Origin of the sequence: Adhaeretor mobilis (assembly GCF_007741515.1) — a bacterium.
Lineage (GTDB): Bacteria > Planctomycetota > Planctomycetia > Pirellulales > Lacipirellulaceae > Adhaeretor > Adhaeretor mobilis.
This window is the reverse complement of the sequence record NZ_CP036263.1, coordinates 591698-608473: the sequence shown is the minus strand read 5'-3', so window position 1 is coordinate 608473 and position 16776 is coordinate 591698. Positions and strand designations below refer to the sequence as shown.

General features: G+C 53.6%; 11 protein-coding genes. All 11 read left to right on the top strand.

Features of this window, described 5'->3' with window-relative positions; all coding sequences use genetic code 11:
- Positions 1 to 150 precede the first annotated feature (150 nt).
- The 11 genes from HG15A2_RS02325 (at position 151) to HG15A2_RS02275 (ending at position 16776) form a co-directional block, all read left to right on the top strand.
- Positions 151 to 759 carry a hypothetical protein gene (locus HG15A2_RS02325; RefSeq protein WP_145057445.1) on the top strand — a complete coding sequence of 203 codons (609 nt, stop codon included), beginning with the start codon at positions 151 to 153 and terminating at the stop codon, positions 757 to 759.
- Positions 760 to 979: 220 nt separating this feature from the next.
- On the top strand, positions 980 to 3481 hold the full coding sequence (locus HG15A2_RS02320) for a TolB-like translocation protein (protein ID WP_218932278.1): 2502 nt from the start codon (positions 980 to 982) through the stop codon (positions 3479 to 3481).
- Between the two features lie 16 nt (positions 3482 to 3497).
- A complete protein-coding gene (locus HG15A2_RS02315) occupies positions 3498 to 4634 on the top strand; it encodes a DUF1559 family PulG-like putative transporter (RefSeq protein WP_145057440.1) in 1137 nt (378 codons plus the stop codon).
- An 80-nt stretch (positions 4635 to 4714) separates the two neighbouring features.
- Complete coding sequence (locus HG15A2_RS02310) at positions 4715 to 5992, top strand: PEP-CTERM sorting domain-containing protein (protein WP_145057438.1); 1278 nt, start codon at positions 4715 to 4717, stop codon at positions 5990 to 5992.
- A gap of 140 nt (positions 5993 to 6132) precedes the next feature.
- Entirely contained in the window at positions 6133 to 8523 is a 2391-nt protein-coding gene (gene bglX / locus HG15A2_RS02305; protein WP_145057436.1) for a beta-glucosidase BglX, read from the top strand.
- A gap of 790 nt (positions 8524 to 9313) precedes the next feature.
- Complete coding sequence (locus HG15A2_RS02300; protein WP_145057434.1) at positions 9314 to 11221, top strand: transporter substrate-binding domain-containing protein; 1908 nt, start codon at positions 9314 to 9316, stop codon at positions 11219 to 11221.
- Between the two features lie 479 nt (positions 11222 to 11700).
- Positions 11701 to 12504, top strand: coding sequence for a hypothetical protein (locus HG15A2_RS02295; RefSeq protein ID WP_145057432.1), 804 nt, complete (start codon positions 11701 to 11703; stop codon positions 12502 to 12504).
- Between the two features lie 25 nt (positions 12505 to 12529).
- On the top strand, positions 12530 to 13195 hold the full coding sequence (locus tag HG15A2_RS02290; protein WP_218932277.1) for a DUF4129 domain-containing protein: 666 nt from the start codon (positions 12530 to 12532) through the stop codon (positions 13193 to 13195).
- Positions 13080 to 14525: a DUF4350 domain-containing protein gene (locus tag HG15A2_RS02285; protein WP_315851213.1), complete on the top strand. Its 1446-nt coding sequence runs from the start codon at positions 13080 to 13082 to the stop codon at positions 14523 to 14525. Before HG15A2_RS02290 ends, HG15A2_RS02285 begins: the two co-directional genes overlap by 116 nt.
- Complete coding sequence (locus HG15A2_RS02280; protein WP_145057426.1) at positions 14510 to 15457, top strand: AAA family ATPase; 948 nt, start codon at positions 14510 to 14512, stop codon at positions 15455 to 15457. Before HG15A2_RS02285 ends, HG15A2_RS02280 begins: the two co-directional genes overlap by 16 nt.
- Entirely contained in the window at positions 15454 to 16776 is a 1323-nt protein-coding gene (locus tag HG15A2_RS02275) for a DUF58 domain-containing protein (protein ID WP_145057424.1), read from the top strand. Before HG15A2_RS02280 ends, HG15A2_RS02275 begins: the two co-directional genes overlap by 4 nt.

The following is a 16776-nucleotide window of genomic DNA, read 5'->3' as shown; positions in this document are numbered from 1 at the left end:
CAAAAATGGGGGAATATTTCTTGACCCAATCCGGGGGCGATAGACTAATATAACGTCAGGCAGAGAGACAACCTATTTGGCAGGCGGGCGGCGATCATCTTGATTGCGCTGGTCTGCTTTTTTTCGTGTACCTATGGGAGGGTGATTCTGATGAGGAATGTATTTGCGCGTTACTTTGTTGCTGTGGCCTTGTGTGGGCTTGTTCCGATTTCAACGGCGCAAGCAGGGTTTGACTTTGTCTTCACACCCGCTGCGGACGGTGGTGTCGATGTTGTCGGTACGGGAAGCGGATTTTCTGATCGAGTGGATCCGCTCACTGATATTAACGACTGGGATATTCAAGACTTTGCCACCAACTTCATGGTGATCGATAATGGCGCGACGCTGGGTGCAGCCTCGGAGTCTGGCACATTGACGAATGTGACCACCTCAACGACAGTAAACGTTATCAGTTTCTCTATCGACGAGGACTTCGGTCCTGACTTTGACAATGACATCGATTTCGATACCGACGCTCCGATTTCCTTTAGTCTGGGCGACGAAATGTCATTCAGTTTCACGGGGCATTTCGATCCTGGCACCTTGCAAATCACTGATCTGGTCCCTGGCATCCATATCGACGAAGGCCATACCACAGGCGCGGGAATCGCAGAAGAATCCTTTGGTATCTCAACCGTGACTGTCATTCCTGAGCCTAACAGCCTACTTCTTGCTCTTGCTTGCTTCACGTCGGTCGGAGTCATTCGACGTCGTCGTTAGAATAGGCGGCGCAAACAATCGGCTACTTGCTGAACCGACGAGACCATTTCTTGTTGCTTTGCCATGTAGCTCCAACTAGTTGATTGAATGGGTTCTACTACGGAACATGGCGGCGCATTTTCTGCCGCTTGTTCCGAGTAGAATCGCTCTGGCATACCGAAAACAAGGGCATGCCGGAATAGGGTCATATTGGATCACGGGAATTGTGGAGGAGATATCGATGCGCCAATCTGTCACTAGGCTACTGCTTGCCTGTTGTTCTGTGGCCACTCTGGCGGGCGATGTGCACGCTGTTCGAATAATGACCAATCCGGCAACGTCGCCGACTGACCAGTTCGACAATATCGCTTTGACCCCCGACGGGAATACCATTGTCGCGACCGCGACATTCTTCCCCGAAGATAAAGATCGCGTCTATTCTTTACCGGTCCCAGCAAATCCCGCAGTGGATATGCCACTAGTCACCCAATTGAGTACATCTGGGGGTGCATTTACTTACGACGTTGCTTTTGCCCCGGTCATTTCGCCCGATGGCCAGACGATTCTGTTTGCTCACGATGGTAATTCAACTGCCTCAAACACCATCTACACGATGCCCATCACAGGAGAAGGGTCCAGCGCGTTTACAGGCCTGCTTGGAGCAGCCCCGAACTTGGCATCACCTGGCGATGGTAGCAGCCACCCGATATACAGCGGGACCGACGTCTTTTTCCTGAACAACAACGCCGGCTTCGGCGGTTCCATTCCCACGTTTCCTGCCTCGCCTGTGCCGTATGATGGGTCACCAGATTGGGACATGATCTACAAGAGAAATTCTGCGGGGACAGTTACGGCAGTTACCGCGCCCGGCGACGGAGATATTGATGGCGGGTTGTTCGCGGTAACACCCAACGGTTCCTCGATTGTCTACGCACCTGACAATCCGGTAAGAGTTGGAACTGACAAGAGTGGTATCCGGCCAAAACTGTTCACGATCTCCACCTCCGGCGGTACCTCCACAGAGATTCCTCTAACAGCAACTGCCCACGACTTTACCATCGCCAACCAACTGCAAGTGACCCCCAACGGACAGAATGTCTTGTTTATTGGGGACTACGAAACGATCGGCAAGAACGAGCTATTTTCAGTGCCGCTTGCCGGCGGAACGCCCACGAGGATCAGCGACGATCTCTATTGGGCGGGCGACGTAAGCAGCTTCGCCATTGCTCCTAGCGGCACCCATGTCGCCTATGCCGCAGGTCAGAACAACGGGGCGAATCACGAATTGTTTCAGACACCCATCACCGGGGGCACTGGTAATAGCGTGCGGGTGAGCGAGCCGGCACCCATCAATTCGGGTATTTTCGACGTTTCGCCCTCGGCCGAAGGGGGGCAAATGGTTTACTCGAATGACTCGTCCCAGATCTACTATTTGGGCGATCTCACCACTGCGGAAGTCAACGACCTGTACGTCGTCGATACGACTGCCAAAGCCGGCTTGGTGCCGTCCCCTTTCACTTTTGTCGGGCCATCTGGGGGTGACTTTTTCACGGAGTCCAATTGGGAAGATGCCCAAGGCAATAATCCTCCAGCTAACACGATCAACCCGGGTAGCCCCATCCGGCATGCACTGCTCATCGACGGCGACACAGTGGGCGTCATTGGAAACGGGAGGGAGGCCGACTTCCAAGTAGGGGGCAGCCTGGAACTCACCGCCGGTTCGTTTCTCGATTTCACCAATCTGGGAACCGAGCTCGACTTCAATAACGGTTCTGGGCTGAAGCTCACGGATGCCACGATCAAGGTTCACCAAGATATTTTCCTTGAAGGAACAAATGTCCTTTCCGGTGGCACGATTGAATCGACCGATGATGACATTGAGTTTCAAGATTTTCACAAGACCAGTATCAACGGTACCACCTTTATCACTGGTGCAAATAGCTGCCTCGCCGACAACTGCAACCTGATCTTCGAGAATTCGGCTACCTCGATCACTGGCGCAACGTTTGAAGCTGCTGACAGTATCGGTCTGCGCTACGAGGTTGATCTGACGGTTCACGACACTGCACTCAGCACGCGAGGGATGGGCGGCGACCTGGACAACCACCCGGGTGGTCCGGGTTGGGGAAATGTCGAAGATGTGTTCACCAATGGTCCCCAAGCAGCAGGCTCGACGCTAACGCTTAATGGCTCATCGACCTTGTTAGCCAATTCCATCCACGAGGGTGTTTCCCTCGTGCTGGATGGAACGTCAGTGGCAACTTTGCTTGCCGACCCAGGCGGCCACCCGGGTGATCCGATCGGAGGCTTCGATCTGGTCGATTCGAACTTTGACGGGACCATTACCTTTATGTCGGCGGGTGCGGAGTTAATCACGCTCAACGCCTCAGCCTCGGATGCCCGCGCTAAGGTAATCAATGGCCTGACTGGCTTGTCGTATCTCGACGATCCTACGGCTTGGAATGTGACGAATTGGGATGGGCTCTCTGTATTGGCCTCCCTGAAGCTTGTTGGGTCGAGCCTCGCAGGTGACTTTGACAATGATAACGATGTCGACGGTGCCGATTTTCTGCTCGCTCAGCAAGAAGCCGATCCCGCCGCGGCGGTCGCTGCTTGGAGCGCCAACTATGGAGCAAGCTTGAGCACCCCCAACGCGACAGGGGTTCCCGAGCCCGCAAGCCTTGCATTGCTTCTAACCGCCTTCGGTGTCTGCGGCCCAGGTCGCCGAACTCGCCAGATTTAATGGAGTAATCGTACAGATGACTACCCTCCCCACATCAATGCTGCGAAACCGTTCTTGCAAGCGCTCTCAACGCCTCGCTTTTACTCTGGTCGAACTACTGGTCGTGATCGCGATCATCGGTGTGCTCGTGGGCCTGCTGCTACCGGCGGTTCAGGCAGCGCGCGAGGCGGCTCGGCGTACTCAGTGCAAGAACAATCTCAAGCAAATCGGCTTGTCGCTACAAAACATTCACGATGCTCAGGGTAAACTACCCCAGGGCGTGTATGGCGACCCTAGGCCTAGTGCCACCGACAATTCCCAAGGGCTGAGCTGGTTTACGCGTGTGCTCCCATTCATCGAACAGCAAAGCAGGTTCGACGCGATCTCAGCCTTTGAGGATCCACAAGGCAATTCCGAATCTCCATGGAAGAACTACGAGATTTTTAAGGACGCTTATTCGGTTGGTATGTTTATCCCTTCCGGGGACGTACCGATTCCCAGTTTCATCTGTCCGTCGGCGGACCTTCCTCTCAATGTTCCGGAATCGACAAGCTCTACTCCAGCTCGATTAGCGAGTGGATATGCCACGACTTCCTACAAAGGGTCAAAGGGCGTTGGCCGCAAAGGCGTCCTCGTGCGCCCCGATCCGAAGGACGCCGCGGCAGGGAGACTCCGAAGGTACCGACCCGGCGATGGAGGCACTCCCATAGAGTTGAAGATCACCCAGCCTGCCTATACCCAGATCAGTTTTAAGCAGATTTCCGACGGCCTGAGCAATACGATTGCTGCGGCAGAAGGAGCGTACGCAATCGAAACAAACGACTTTGGAACGCGCTGGCCGATGTGGATTGGCACCCCCGGCGGCGACTGGGATGAGGTGATGCTGTACAAGACAGAATTCTCGCTTAACTGCGAGTTCTCGGGTATCAAAGCGCTCTGGAGTCAGAATGAGGACCCTTCAGTAGAAGCAGCATTTGGCAAACTCGACAACTACCCCGACAGTCGCGCTGGCAGCGATATCAACGACTGTGCCTTTGGGTGGCACCCGGGAGGAGTCATGTGCGTGTTCGTTGATGGTTCGGTTCATTTCCTCAACGAAGACTTAGACCACCGTACCCACATGTATCTCGGCAACCCGAGCGACGATCAAATCATTACTGGGCTCGATTTGTAGTATCCCGCTTCGTCACTCCTCCCGTCGAGCCATTAAGCGCGGGACCTTGGGCGAAGCTAGCTTTTCGATTGGAATCTAACTTGGGGCCGATAAAACAACATATCTATGTAGGAGCCATGTTGGTGGTGGCTCTGTTTGCTGTGCCTCGTGCCAGTGCGATCGATATCGTGCTCGACTACAGCATCGACGAGGCGAACGAAGGTTGGTTTAGTGGTTCACCCGAAGGACTCGCCAGGCGTGCGTCCGTGAACTCGGCCGCGTCCTTTCTTTCTGCAATCATCACCAATGACAACTGGGATGCGATCTCGGTATTCAACAAAGACCTAAGCTTCACCGACATTGCCGCCAGTTCACTCAATGATCTGAACGGCAACCCCGTGGCGGGTTTACCGGAAAGCGATGGAGCAGGATTTTCTTACAACTTCGACCTGACGAATCTCTCCTCGGTTGGGGCCAACGAATATGTGATCTATGTGGGAGCGTTCGAGTTCGACTCGGGCACCTCCTCGCATGCCAAGGCAGGTTGGGACAGTAGCGATCGACGTAACGCCGCTGGGAATGCTGGCATGGAGTTCAACACCTGGGGCGGCAAGATGTACTTCGACACTGGCGACACTTGGTACACCGGGCAAAACCCTGGCATCGACCCGACAGACGACTACGGTATCCAGGATCCTAACAAAATGCCGACATCGGACATCACCTCCGACAACTGGGACTGGCATACGAGCTTACATGTGTGGAAGGGATTTGAACTCGATTCGATTGATCCCGCTGCAGTCAACCAGTCCGATCTCTACGCGACTGCCCTGCATGAGATGCTCCATGCCCTCGGAGCCACCAGCAGCAATATGTCCACCTATGTGGGAGTATCAGGCAACACTTTGATAGGATCAAATCTAGTTGCCGAGTATGGAGGGCCCGTGCCCAAGAGCAGTACCGGGCATTTCGCAAATGATGTGCAGTCTGAAGTATGGGATTCCAACGGAATAATCTCTGAGGTCACTCTCGACCCCAACTCACTCGATGCGACACGCAAGTATCTCACTAAGCTTGATGCCGCTTTGCTACGGGACTTGGGCTACCAGGTGCTCGACACCTTCGTGACTGCTCCGACGGCTGATTTCGACAACAGTGGAGTTGTGGACATCGCCGACTTAGACAAATGGAATGCTGATTTTGGCGGCCCCGGTTCCGACGCCAATGGCGATGATTTTAGCGACGGAGCTGATCTGCTCCTCTGGCAACAACAATTCGGCGACGGCAGCGTAGTGGCCAACTCTAGCAGTGTGCCCGAGCCAACTTCGCTGCTGCTCTTGGTGGGCCTTCTTTCAGCATTCCTTCGTCGCCAGCGCTAGGCTATCTCGATCCTTCAGTTGTTCGAGTACGTTGGCTATAATGGGCATTCAATTGCCATGCTCTTCTCATGATTGTGCCTAGCCAATCTTCCCTGCAACTCAGCATCTTGTTTTTTGTTCTCGAAAGAACTCTCTCCACCATGATCAATCTCAAGCGTTCCGGAGCACTCTCGGTTGGGCTCCTTGTCCTAGCTCTGTGTGTCGTGACTTTCCTTCCAAATCGCTCGCTTCAGGCCGAAACGGCTACAGGCCCTACCGGCCCCACACAGGCCACCGGTCCGACCACGCAGGAAAAAGGCAGCCGCAGCGATGCTCAATCAAAGCAAGACTTGCCGAGAGTCCGAATTAATCGCGAAGGACTTTCCTCAGAGCAGTTCGTCGCCAGGTTGCTCGCCGAGATGAGTATTGAGGAGAAGATTGGTCAGTTACAGCAGATTCATCCTGAGGGCGACCTGCTCGCAGAGAAGGTGAAGGAGACCATTGCTACTGGAGGAGCGGGCTCGCTGTTTTTCACAGGGACTGAACAACTCGTCCACGATGCCCAACGCGTGGCCGTCGAAGATTCTCGACTGGGAATTCCGTTGATCATTGCCCGCGATGTGATCCACGGATTTCGGACGGTCTTCCCCATTCCTATCGGACAGGCTTCGAGCTGGAACCCTGAGCTCGTCGAGCAAGCCGCCAAGGTTGCTGCCAACGAAGCTAGCCGCGTGGGCATTCACTGGACCTTCGCCCCGATGGTCGATATCGCTCGAGACCCACGTTGGGGCCGCATCGCGGAGAGTTGCGGCGAAGATGCGGTGCTCGCCAGCGCTCTTGGCGTTGCCATGGTCAAAGGCTTTCAGCAACCGGATGAGGATGGCAACTTGCAAGGCATCGCGGCGTGTCCCAAGCACTACGTAGCCTATGGCCGTGCAGAAGGCGGGCGCGATTACAACCGCGTTATGGTTTCCCGCAACGAGTTGCGAAACGTCTACTTGAAACCGTTCAAAGGTTGTATCGATGCCGGGGCGATCACTATCATGAGCGCCTTCAACACCGTCAACGGGGTGCCGGCCACTGGACACGAACGACTCCTACGCGAGGTGCTGAAAGACGAATGGGGCTTCGACGGCTTCGTAGTCAGCGATTGGGACTCCGTGAAGGAGATGATCTCCCACGGCTACTCTGCCGACAAGCGCCAAGCTGCCACGCAGGCGATGCTTGCCGGGCTCGACATGGAGATGGTCTCCAATTGTTACCAAGAGAACCTCCAGCAACTCGTTGAAGAGAAAACGATCGACATTGCGATGGTCGACGATGCCGTGAGTCGCATCTTGCTTGCCAAAGTGAAGCTCGGGCTGTTTGACAAACCTTATGCAGATACCAATCAACCAGAGCTCCTGTGCGACGCTCACCTAGCAGTCGCTCGCGAGTTGGCCCAGCAAAGTGTAGTGCTCTTAAAAAACGACGGTGTATTGCCGTTGGAGAAAGCCGCATTGAAGAAGGTAGCGGTCATCGGGCCGCTGGCGGATTCGCCGCAGGACCAGCTTGGCACTTGGACGATGGATGGCTTGGCTTCTGACAGTCGAACTTCTTGGGCTGCACTGCAAGAGATGCTCCACGAGGGAGTGCAACTTACGCATACGCCCTGCCTGCAAACCAAATATCGCGAGGCCCCTGAGGAAATTGCCACGGCGGTTGAAGCAGCCAAGGCTGCGGACGTGGTGCTGTTGTTCGTGGGCGAAGAGGAAGTTCTCAGTGGCGAGGCCCATTCTCGTTCGGAGCTCTCGTTACCTGGCTCTCAAGGTAAATTGGTTCATGCGTTGGCCGAGTTAGAAACACCCGTGGTCATGATTGTGCAAGCCGGGCGTCCGCTTACGATTGGTAAGGAAATTGAAGCGGTCGATGCCGTGCTCTATGCTTGGCAACAAGGCACGATGGCAGGGCCGGCGCTGGCTGATTTGTTGTTGGGCGTGGTGGCGCCTTCGGGCAAGTTGCCTGTGACTTTCCCAAAGGCGGTGGGGCAGATTCCGCTTTACTACAATCACATGCGCACCGGCCGCCCGAGTGCTGCCGATTACACACCGCCAACACTCGACAAGGTCAAAGCCATGGCCAGCAGCACGCGTTACTCCTCGCACTACATCGACTCCGATCCCTACCCGCTGTTCCCTTTCGGATTCGGACTCACTTACACACAGTTTGAGTACCGTGAGCTGGAGATTTCCAACGATAGCATCGGCAAGGATCAAGTTCTGGTAGCGCGTGTAGAACTAAAAAATACCGGCAACCGCGCCGCCACCGAAGTCGTGCAACTCTACACCCGCGACCTAGTGGCCAGCACCGTGCGCCCTGTGAAGGAACTTAAGCAGTTTCGACGCGTGACATTGGAGCCCGGCGAGGAGACAATCGTCGAGCTTTCTCTGACCTACGATTCGCTAGGCTTCTATAGCGAAGAGGAGCATTACCAAGTCGAACCGGGCAAGTTCGAAGTCTCCGTAGGTGGCAGCTCGGCTACGAGTCTGTCGAAAAGTTTCTCTGTAAAATGACTGATTTGAAACCCCTACGCATAAGAGAGATTTCGCGGTCAGTCTCGCCAGCGATCAGGCAACGCCGAGGCGAGCTTCTGCAGTGACGCCTCGTTCGCGGGAGCCTATAACTTTTTGGACAGTCGCGGATGCCTCTCAATAAACGTTCCTCCTCCACATTTCTCCGATGTTTGTTATTCGTGCTTTCGATCTCACCGACGGCACTCATTGCCGCCGGCAAATCAGAATTGCACCCAATGATGCCACTCAAATCCCATCAAACTTTGAAACAAGAGACTATGTCAACGGCAACGTCCGCTCCCCGTTATTTCGACCAGGCGACAGCGACCGTGCCAAATTACTAGGACTCGCAATTTGAGCCAGAGTTGAGAGCAGATTCCTTCCGCCTTCGGCGGATTCGACTTCTTTCGAAATGACATTTTCAGACTTTGCAGTTCCCCGGGCCAGTCAGACGGCAACGCGAATCGGTTGAGGCCACCGAATACAGGGACCTACCGGATAGACCTCTCTTACGAACGGATAGTTATGGGATGTAATATCCGCTTCAATGCTGCTTGTATTCTCACTAGCGAGTGGCGTTTCTCGACATCATACAAACGCTTCCGCACCGTCAGGCAGTAACCCTCGGCACCAGCATTGCTAGCAATGCGAATCTCGTTTGATTTCGGTGACTCTGCCGTTTTTTCGAATCTTACGGCAAGATGCAACCGAAGTAGGAGAAGACGGCCGAGTATTCTCACTTTCGTAATAAGTGCCACTCGTAGCAGATTCTTCTCTGGTGAAGCATTCGATGAATTCCTACCACAGTGCTGCAAATAGAAACGACCCGGCTGCCGAGCCGCCGGCGACTGTGCAACTGCTGGCCAATGAGCAGACGCGCCAATGCCCGTATTGCAACGAGCAGATAAGCGTAAATGCAAGGAAATGCTGGCGATGTCACGAGTACTTTTCTTTGCCATTGGATGATTTGGATGATCGTGCGTATCAATTCGCACGCCGTGAAGTGTTGCAGGACTGCGTGCTCGACATCAAAAAGTGGATCACCCGCCTCGGTTGCGGATCGCTTGTAGCTGTGGCAATCGTCGCGTTGCTGGGGCTACTGCGTTTTCAGGATGTACTGGAGGAAATGGTCGCTGACCGTGTGGCACAGACCGCAGGACCGGTGTTGGAAGACACGCAAGAGAAGCTCGACGCATCGGACGAAGTGCTTGACGATGTGGAAGACAAGATCCGTCTAGCACAACACCGCATCTCGCAGTTTGATTGGCTTCAGAGCAAACTTAGCGAAACGGAAACTGCCGTACTACAGATTGAAGATGCCCGCCAAGGGCTGGAGTCTCGTGCTGAGAAACTTGCCGATCAGTTTGGCCAGATGGAGCACCGATTCATCAGCGCCAAGCGAGAGCTACGCCACGATCGTGAACAGCGTCTGGAAGATATGTTGGGGTCGTTTGCCAATGATGTCGTCACTGTGGAAAAACTCAACTCCGCACTCGAGCAAGCGGGAACTCCAGTGAGTCATCAACTCGTCGAAGCGTTGGCTCCTCTGAAGAGGAGCCAAATCGACCTGATCAGCCCCCGGTCGTTGTCGACGGATCATCCAGCCGTGTTGTTCTCACCCACTGCGCGGCTCAAATGGCAGTTCGGACGTCACGCAATTGGTAAAGTAAAGTACCAGGTCCAATTCGACACGCAGCCGGATTTTCGTAGCAAACATGCTCAGCAGGCGATAACGCGGCTGACAAACCATGAATTGCCGGTCGACTTCCCACACGGCCCAGTCTATTGGCGCGTTGATGCTCTCTCAGACGACGGGCAAGTGATTGCCACAAGTAGCGTAGGGAATTTCGAATTTTACTCAGACAGCATTGATCGCATCCGACAGACGGGAATTGTGCGAGTCGGTGTAACGTACTCCTCGCAAGGTGAGTTTGCGTATTACGACGAACAACAGCGTCAGCTCACGGGCTACGACATCGAGCTGGCGCGTTGGCTAGCGGCTCATCTCTTGCCAGATACACCCGACGTCCAGCCTGTGTTTCACAACTACGACTGGCGGCAGTTATTGAAATCGGTGGGTCGTAACGAGGTCGATTTCCTCATATCGACGATTACTATCACACCAGAACGCGAAGAAGAGTTCGGCCTGAATTTCAGCCAGCCCTACTACAAAACTTCACAAGCATTTGTCGTGTTGAAAAAAGGGGGCTTCCGCACGGGCTCTAGCCTGCTCGGCCGTCGTTTGGCTGTGCAGTCGGGTACTTCTAGCGAAATGGTGGCTGAAGCGTTTACTGAGCCTGAGAATCTATCCCGTTCGACCAACGTAGACGAATCGTTCGACGCGTTGATGCGTGGCCGGGTCGACGCGATCGTCACCGACTACGATTTTGCCCAGGGACACGTACGGACGCTCGGTGATGCCGCAGCGATCATTGCCGTGCAGGAAACCGACTTTCCTGAGGACTACACGGGCATCCGGTCGGAGGAGTACGGCATTGCCGTCGCGAAGCCCGAGGCCTACTTACTCACGCGTATCAACAACGCCATCGCATCCGCATCCCGCTCGAACGTTCTCGAATCGCTAAAGCTTCAATTTGTCATGAACAATCCTAAGGTAGGCCCGCGAGCAACCAAAGTGACCAAGTTAGCGATGCCGCCTCTGGACAAGCCTGGCGGCCTTAATCCTTTGCGCCGTTAATAGCGGCCGCCAACTCGCTCCAGAAAACTAGCCGATCACCTAACGATTCTACGTTCGCCAAGCTGGCCGCTACGAGCACACACCAGGGCGAGCAAGCAGAACGGCCGTGTCCGCTTCCTGTCATTGCGACCGAGCGAGAGCGGCCGAGATTTCCGGTTACTACGCTTGTTTGGATGGCCCATTTCAAATGGTTTGTTGCTCTGCAAATGGCGATTAAGTTTTTGCAGCTAGGGGCACAGGTCTCTACGACCGAGGCAAGTTGACCTTGTATTTTTCAATATCAAGGTCAACGGCACTAATTGCCGCCGGCAAATCAGAATTGCACCCAATGATGCCCCTCAAATCCCATCAAACTTTGAAACAAGAGACTATGTCATTGGTAGTAGATTCCGATAAGATGGGCCTTGGGTATTTGAACGTGTGTCTCAATTACCCATCCTTGTCCGCAAACCCGCAAATTCTTGTGTAGGGGATATCAAATGCAGTACGAGATCAAGTCTCTAGGCTTAGGTGGCATCCTCGATCAGACTGTTAAGCTTGTTAAGAACCATTTCGGTTTGCTGTTTGGGATCGTTGCCGTCTTGTATCTTCCGTTCGCCTTGTTGCAAGGCTTTGTCTCACTGGCGGTTCTCCCAGAGCTGCCAGCCAGCCCGACCATGGAAGATTTTAGGGTCTATCAGGAAGCAGCTGCACAAGCTTCGATCTACACGATGCCATTGGTTATCTTGTTTGGGTTTATCATCGTCCCGATCACGAACGCTGCGGTGATCGATGCCGTTTCTCGATGTTACCTCAGCAAGGAAGCGTCGATCGGCAGCTCTTATTCTCACGCGACAAAGATTTTCATCCCCCTCATTGGAACTTGGATCTTGCAGATGCTGGCCATCATGGGCGGCTTTATCCTGCTCATCATCCCTGGAATCATATTCAGCTTTTGGTTCTTTCTTTCGACCCATGCAGTTGTCATCGGTGGCGAAAGTGGAAAAGCTGCGCTTTCGCGAAGCAGGAAACTGGTTAAAGGCAATATTGGTACGCTCATTGCGCTGAGTCTGGTACTCGGCGTTATTCAGTGGGGTATTGTCGGCGGAGCGATTTTCATCCCCCAACAACATGTGGCCACTGCAGCTCAGGCTTTCTTGAGCTCTGTAGCCTTTGTGTTCTCGACGGTTGCGATAGTCGTGTTCTATTTCTCTTGTCGATGCAAAGTTGAGAACTTCGATCTCACGTTGCTCGCTGAGAATGTTGGCCTGGATATCACTACTGAGCCAGAGGCAGCTCTGTGAGCAAGTTCTCCCTAGGTTACCTCGAATGTCCGCTCCCTTGACACCTCCCGATCCAGAAAGAATTCGTCGCACCGCAGCAGAGATTCTAAGCGGCCCTGAATTTCAGACCGAACCAGATTCACGTGCCGGTGACACGATTGTCGATATCATGCTGCAACTCCTCGAGTGGGTAGTTGCTCCCTTTCACTGGATTTTTGACGCGATGGAGGGCTTGCCTGAGAGCTTACGCTGGTTGATCGTCATCGGCTTATTCATACTGCTTGTTTTTCTAATTGGCCACATAATCTACTCACTTACCTCTGCTCTCAGACCGACGACGCGGAACTCGAAATTCATCTCGGCATTGTCATCGAATCGCAAACGAACAGCTGAGGAATTCGAGCAACTTGCCCAAGAGGCGGTTGCCCAGCATGACTATATTTCCTCTGTGCGATTTCTCTTTCGTGCGAGCCTAGTCCATCTTCATGCAGTGGAAGGACGAGTGCTTAGCCCGGGTCTTACGAATAGACAATACCTCCGACGCTATAGTCAATCACGCTTCGTGGACTCATTGCGAGCCTTTGTCGAGACCATTGATGTCAGTTGGTATGGAAACGGGGTCTGCCGCGAAGAAGAGTATCTCAAGTGTCGTGACGCCTACGCGGAAATCAGACTTCAGACGAAAGCAGGTACTCATGCTGACAGCGCGTAGTGTCATCATTGCGATTGTATCTATTGCCATCATTTCGGTATCGGCAGCGCTCATTTCCCTTTTTTGGGGCGGTGAAACGCAAAGTACCCTCGGTAGAAATTCTTACGGCACACGAACAGAGGGTTACCGTGCCGTTCACGATCTCTTGGAGGCTTTGGGTTATGAGACAGAAAGAGCTCTTATCCCAGCAATCCCTGAGAGCTCCATTCCGACTAGCTATGTTTTGTGGAATCCTCGAGACAGCGTTGTTCAGACTGAGCCAGCGTACCTCAAAACAATAGCAAATTGGGTACGCGACGGCGGATACCTAGTCGTCACACCGAGCATGGATATTTACGAGAGAGATTCCGACGACAAGAACTGCCGACGCTGTTCTGAGAAGAACTGTTCTAGTTGCATCCCGATCTCGTTACTCGGTGAACTTGGCTTGGATAGGGTCGTCATCGAACAGATCGAATTACTGAGCCCAAACGATTCTCGTCGCTCTGACTCAAAGCCCGAAAGTCTTCGCGGGGCTGTTCGCGATGCTTTTCGGACCAAGCAGCGTCCTACCGCTGTGTACGATATTACCTGCCAAGGCGAATGGGAGTCGTTAAGCTCTCAAACCAGCCGAGTCGAGCTGCCTAGCGATCGGTCGTGGGAAATTGAGCATGATGGACTTGAGCCACTTGCACGAATTACTGTGGAGTATCCAGAAGATAACACGACGGGAACACTGGCTGCCTTGTTTTCCTTGGGCAAGGGCCGTGTCGCTATTATCAGCAATCCGTATTTGGCTAGTAACGCCAGCTTAGATCGTGGGGACAACAGCGTACTCCTCACTCACTTGATAACAGGGATGCGCACGAGGGTTATTTTCGATGAGTTTTACCATGGTCTGACTATACGCGGGAATGCTTTCTGGCTCTTGTCCAAACTCCCTTATGCAACCATCGTGGTAGCTATTCTCGTGGTGGTCGGGCTGTGGGCTTGGCGGCAAGCCATCTTCTTAGGTCCTAGTCGGCAAGACAAACCCGCCTCGCGTCGCACCCTCGGCGAGTATATTGAAGCGATGTCGCGTTTCCTTCTCAAAGGCAGGGAGAGCTCGAAGCATGTTTTAAGTGAAGTGCGTAACGGGGTCTTGTGGCATTTCTGCAAGACACTTGGGCTTCCTCCCCAACAACAAAACGTAGATGTCGTGCTCAGGTTGCTCTCCAAGCGTCTGCCGCACAAGGCAAGTCAACTTGAGGCTGCGCTCAAGAATGCTGATGTGGTTTTGGATAATCCTCGCGCGCACAAAGACGAAATACTCCTAGCAACTCGAAAGGTGAGCGATTGTCTCTCAACTTAACCTACCGAAAAATACGTGATGAAATTGGCAAAGTGATCTATGGCCAAGACGAAGTCATCGAATTCGCGCTGGCAGCTCTGTTTAGCAGTGGTCACGTCTTGTTAGAGGGACCTCCGGGAACCGCCAAAACATTACTTGTGCGCACCATTGCCGCTACGCTTGATCTGAAATTCCGTCGTATCCAGATGACCCCTGACCTGCTGCCCAACGACGTGACCGGCTCTTCGATCTATCGTGAGGATACTCGTGAATTCGAGTTCAGGCAGGGCCCTGTTTTCACTAATTTCCTGCTGGCGGACGAAATCAACCGGTCTTCAGCCCGAACGCAGTCGGCCTTATTGGAGGCGATGCAGGAGCTGCATGTCACTTACGATGGTGTGTCGCACAATCTGCCAGAGCCTTTTATGACCTTTGCGACTCAGAATCCTGTCGAGCAGGAAGGCACCTATCCGTTGCCGCTTGCCCAACTAGATCGCTTCATGTTCAAGGTACTAGTGACTTATCCGGAGATGTCCGAAGAAAAACGAGTGCTGACCGAGCATCATGCTACGGGAGGTCAATCTGACCCAGCACGAATGAATGTACAACGAATCTTGAAGGCTGCCGACATCCTGGAGGCTCGAGCCTCGATCCGCGCAACGCAGATTCGCGAAGAGGTTGTTGGCTATGTCTGCCAGCTGCTACAAGCGACACGCGAAGACGATTTGCTCTCTGTGGGAGCCAGCCCTCGTGCTGGACTCATGCTCCTCATGGCTGCCAAGAGTTTAGCTTGCTTTGATGGGCGAGATTATGTCACTCCTGACGATATTCAAAGAGCTTTCCAGCCAGCAATGCGTCATCGGGTCGTACTCAGCCCTACGGCAGAGCTTGAGGGAATCTCCAGCGACGATGTCCTAGCCAACCTCCTGGAAGTTGTTGAGGTTCCACGGTGAGGCTTCGTCCAGGTGCCAATCTCATCCGCGCAATTTTGGGATTGGCAGTACTATCGCCTCTCACCTTTGTTGTGCCGCAGGCTGCCTGGGTACTACTGTTCGGTACGATTCCATTAGCAGCATTCGCAATCCGAGAGGTTCGCCTTCTCCGAAGTCTGCTCTCCAAGGTTGAAGTCTCTCGACGGCAAACGTCTCTTGTAGGCAGGGATACTCCCTTTCTCACGAAGTTGGTAATCTCTAACCAATCAGAGCAAGAGCTCCTTGGCGTTGTGCGCGATGTGTTGCCTAACACGGCTATTCCTGATTACTCCCCTGTATCGATTGCGATACCACCTCATGGAATAGCCACAACGACGACGCAACTGCGAATTCCTGAGCGTGGACGTTATGAGCTGGGTCCCGTCTGGCTAAGGGCACAGGGACCTTGGAAGCTTTTGGAAGCACAGAAAGATTTCGACTGCAGAGCAAGCATCAAGATCTTGCCGGAAACCTTCGTATCTAAAGAAGGGCTCAGCGAAGATCAAAGAGCCCAGCTCCTCATGCTCGACAAAATCACTAGGGCACGTCAAAACGGAGCAGGCACCGAGTTCGAATCACTTTCTGAGTTTCGACACGGTGATGACCCGCGACGAATCGACTGGCGCACAACAGCCAGACTCGGGCACCCGATCGTCCGTCGCTATCAGGTTGAGCGACATCGCGACGTCATGATCATCATCGACTGCGGTCGGCTCATGGGTGCGAAGACTTCCGCGGGCACAAAGCTAGACTGCGCTATTGATTCGGCTCTGATGCTTGCCGAGGTTGCATTGAGGCATGGCGATCGCTGCGGGGTAGGCTATTTCGACAATCAAGTGAGAGGGTACCGGGCACCTCTTTCAGGAGTGAGCTCCGTCCACAGCATGGCTGATAGTATCTACGATCTTCAGTCCGAGTGGCGAGAGTCAGACTTTGGAGCGATGTTCGCAGAATTGCAATTGCGACAGTCTCGCCGTTCGCTGATTGTACTACTCTCTGATATCGTTGACGTAGAAACCTCAACGCGGTTTCGTACCTCACTCGCTCGTCTGGCACAAAAGCATGTCCTCCTATTTGCTGCCCTACGAACTCCTTTGCTTGAGCAAGTTGTCCATTCCCCCGTTTCGTCGTTGCTCGACGGATCACGACAGGCCGTGGCATTTGAGTTGCTTCAGCAGCGACAGAAAGCTCTGCATTCGCTGCGTCATAGTGGAATCCAAGTTCTTGATGTTGAGCCGAGTGACTTGACCGTGCCACTGATTAACGAATTCATCGAATTACGCTGCCAAAACCTGCTGTGA

Excerpts from the sequence above, each read along its gene's own strand:
- HG15A2_RS02285 (WP_315851213.1), top strand. The coding sequence starts at position 13,080 with ATGTCAGTTGGTATGGAAACGGGGTCTGCCGCGAAGAAGAGTATCTCA.
- HG15A2_RS02325 (WP_145057445.1), top strand. The coding sequence starts at position 151 with ATGAGGAATGTATTTGCGCGTTACTTTGTTGCTGTGGCCTTGTGTGGG.
- HG15A2_RS02290 (WP_218932277.1), top strand. The coding sequence starts at position 12,530 with ATGTCCGCTCCCTTGACACCTCCCGATCCAGAAAGAATTCGTCGCACC.
- HG15A2_RS02320 (WP_218932278.1), top strand. The coding sequence starts at position 980 with ATGCGCCAATCTGTCACTAGGCTACTGCTTGCCTGTTGTTCTGTGGCC.
- HG15A2_RS02300 (WP_145057434.1), top strand. The coding sequence starts at position 9,314 with ATGAATTCCTACCACAGTGCTGCAAATAGAAACGACCCGGCTGCCGAG.
- bglX (WP_145057436.1), top strand. The coding sequence starts at position 6,133 with ATGATCAATCTCAAGCGTTCCGGAGCACTCTCGGTTGGGCTCCTTGTC.
- HG15A2_RS02295 (WP_145057432.1), top strand. The coding sequence starts at position 11,701 with ATGCAGTACGAGATCAAGTCTCTAGGCTTAGGTGGCATCCTCGATCAG.
- HG15A2_RS02315 (WP_145057440.1), top strand. The coding sequence starts at position 3,498 with ATGACTACCCTCCCCACATCAATGCTGCGAAACCGTTCTTGCAAGCGC.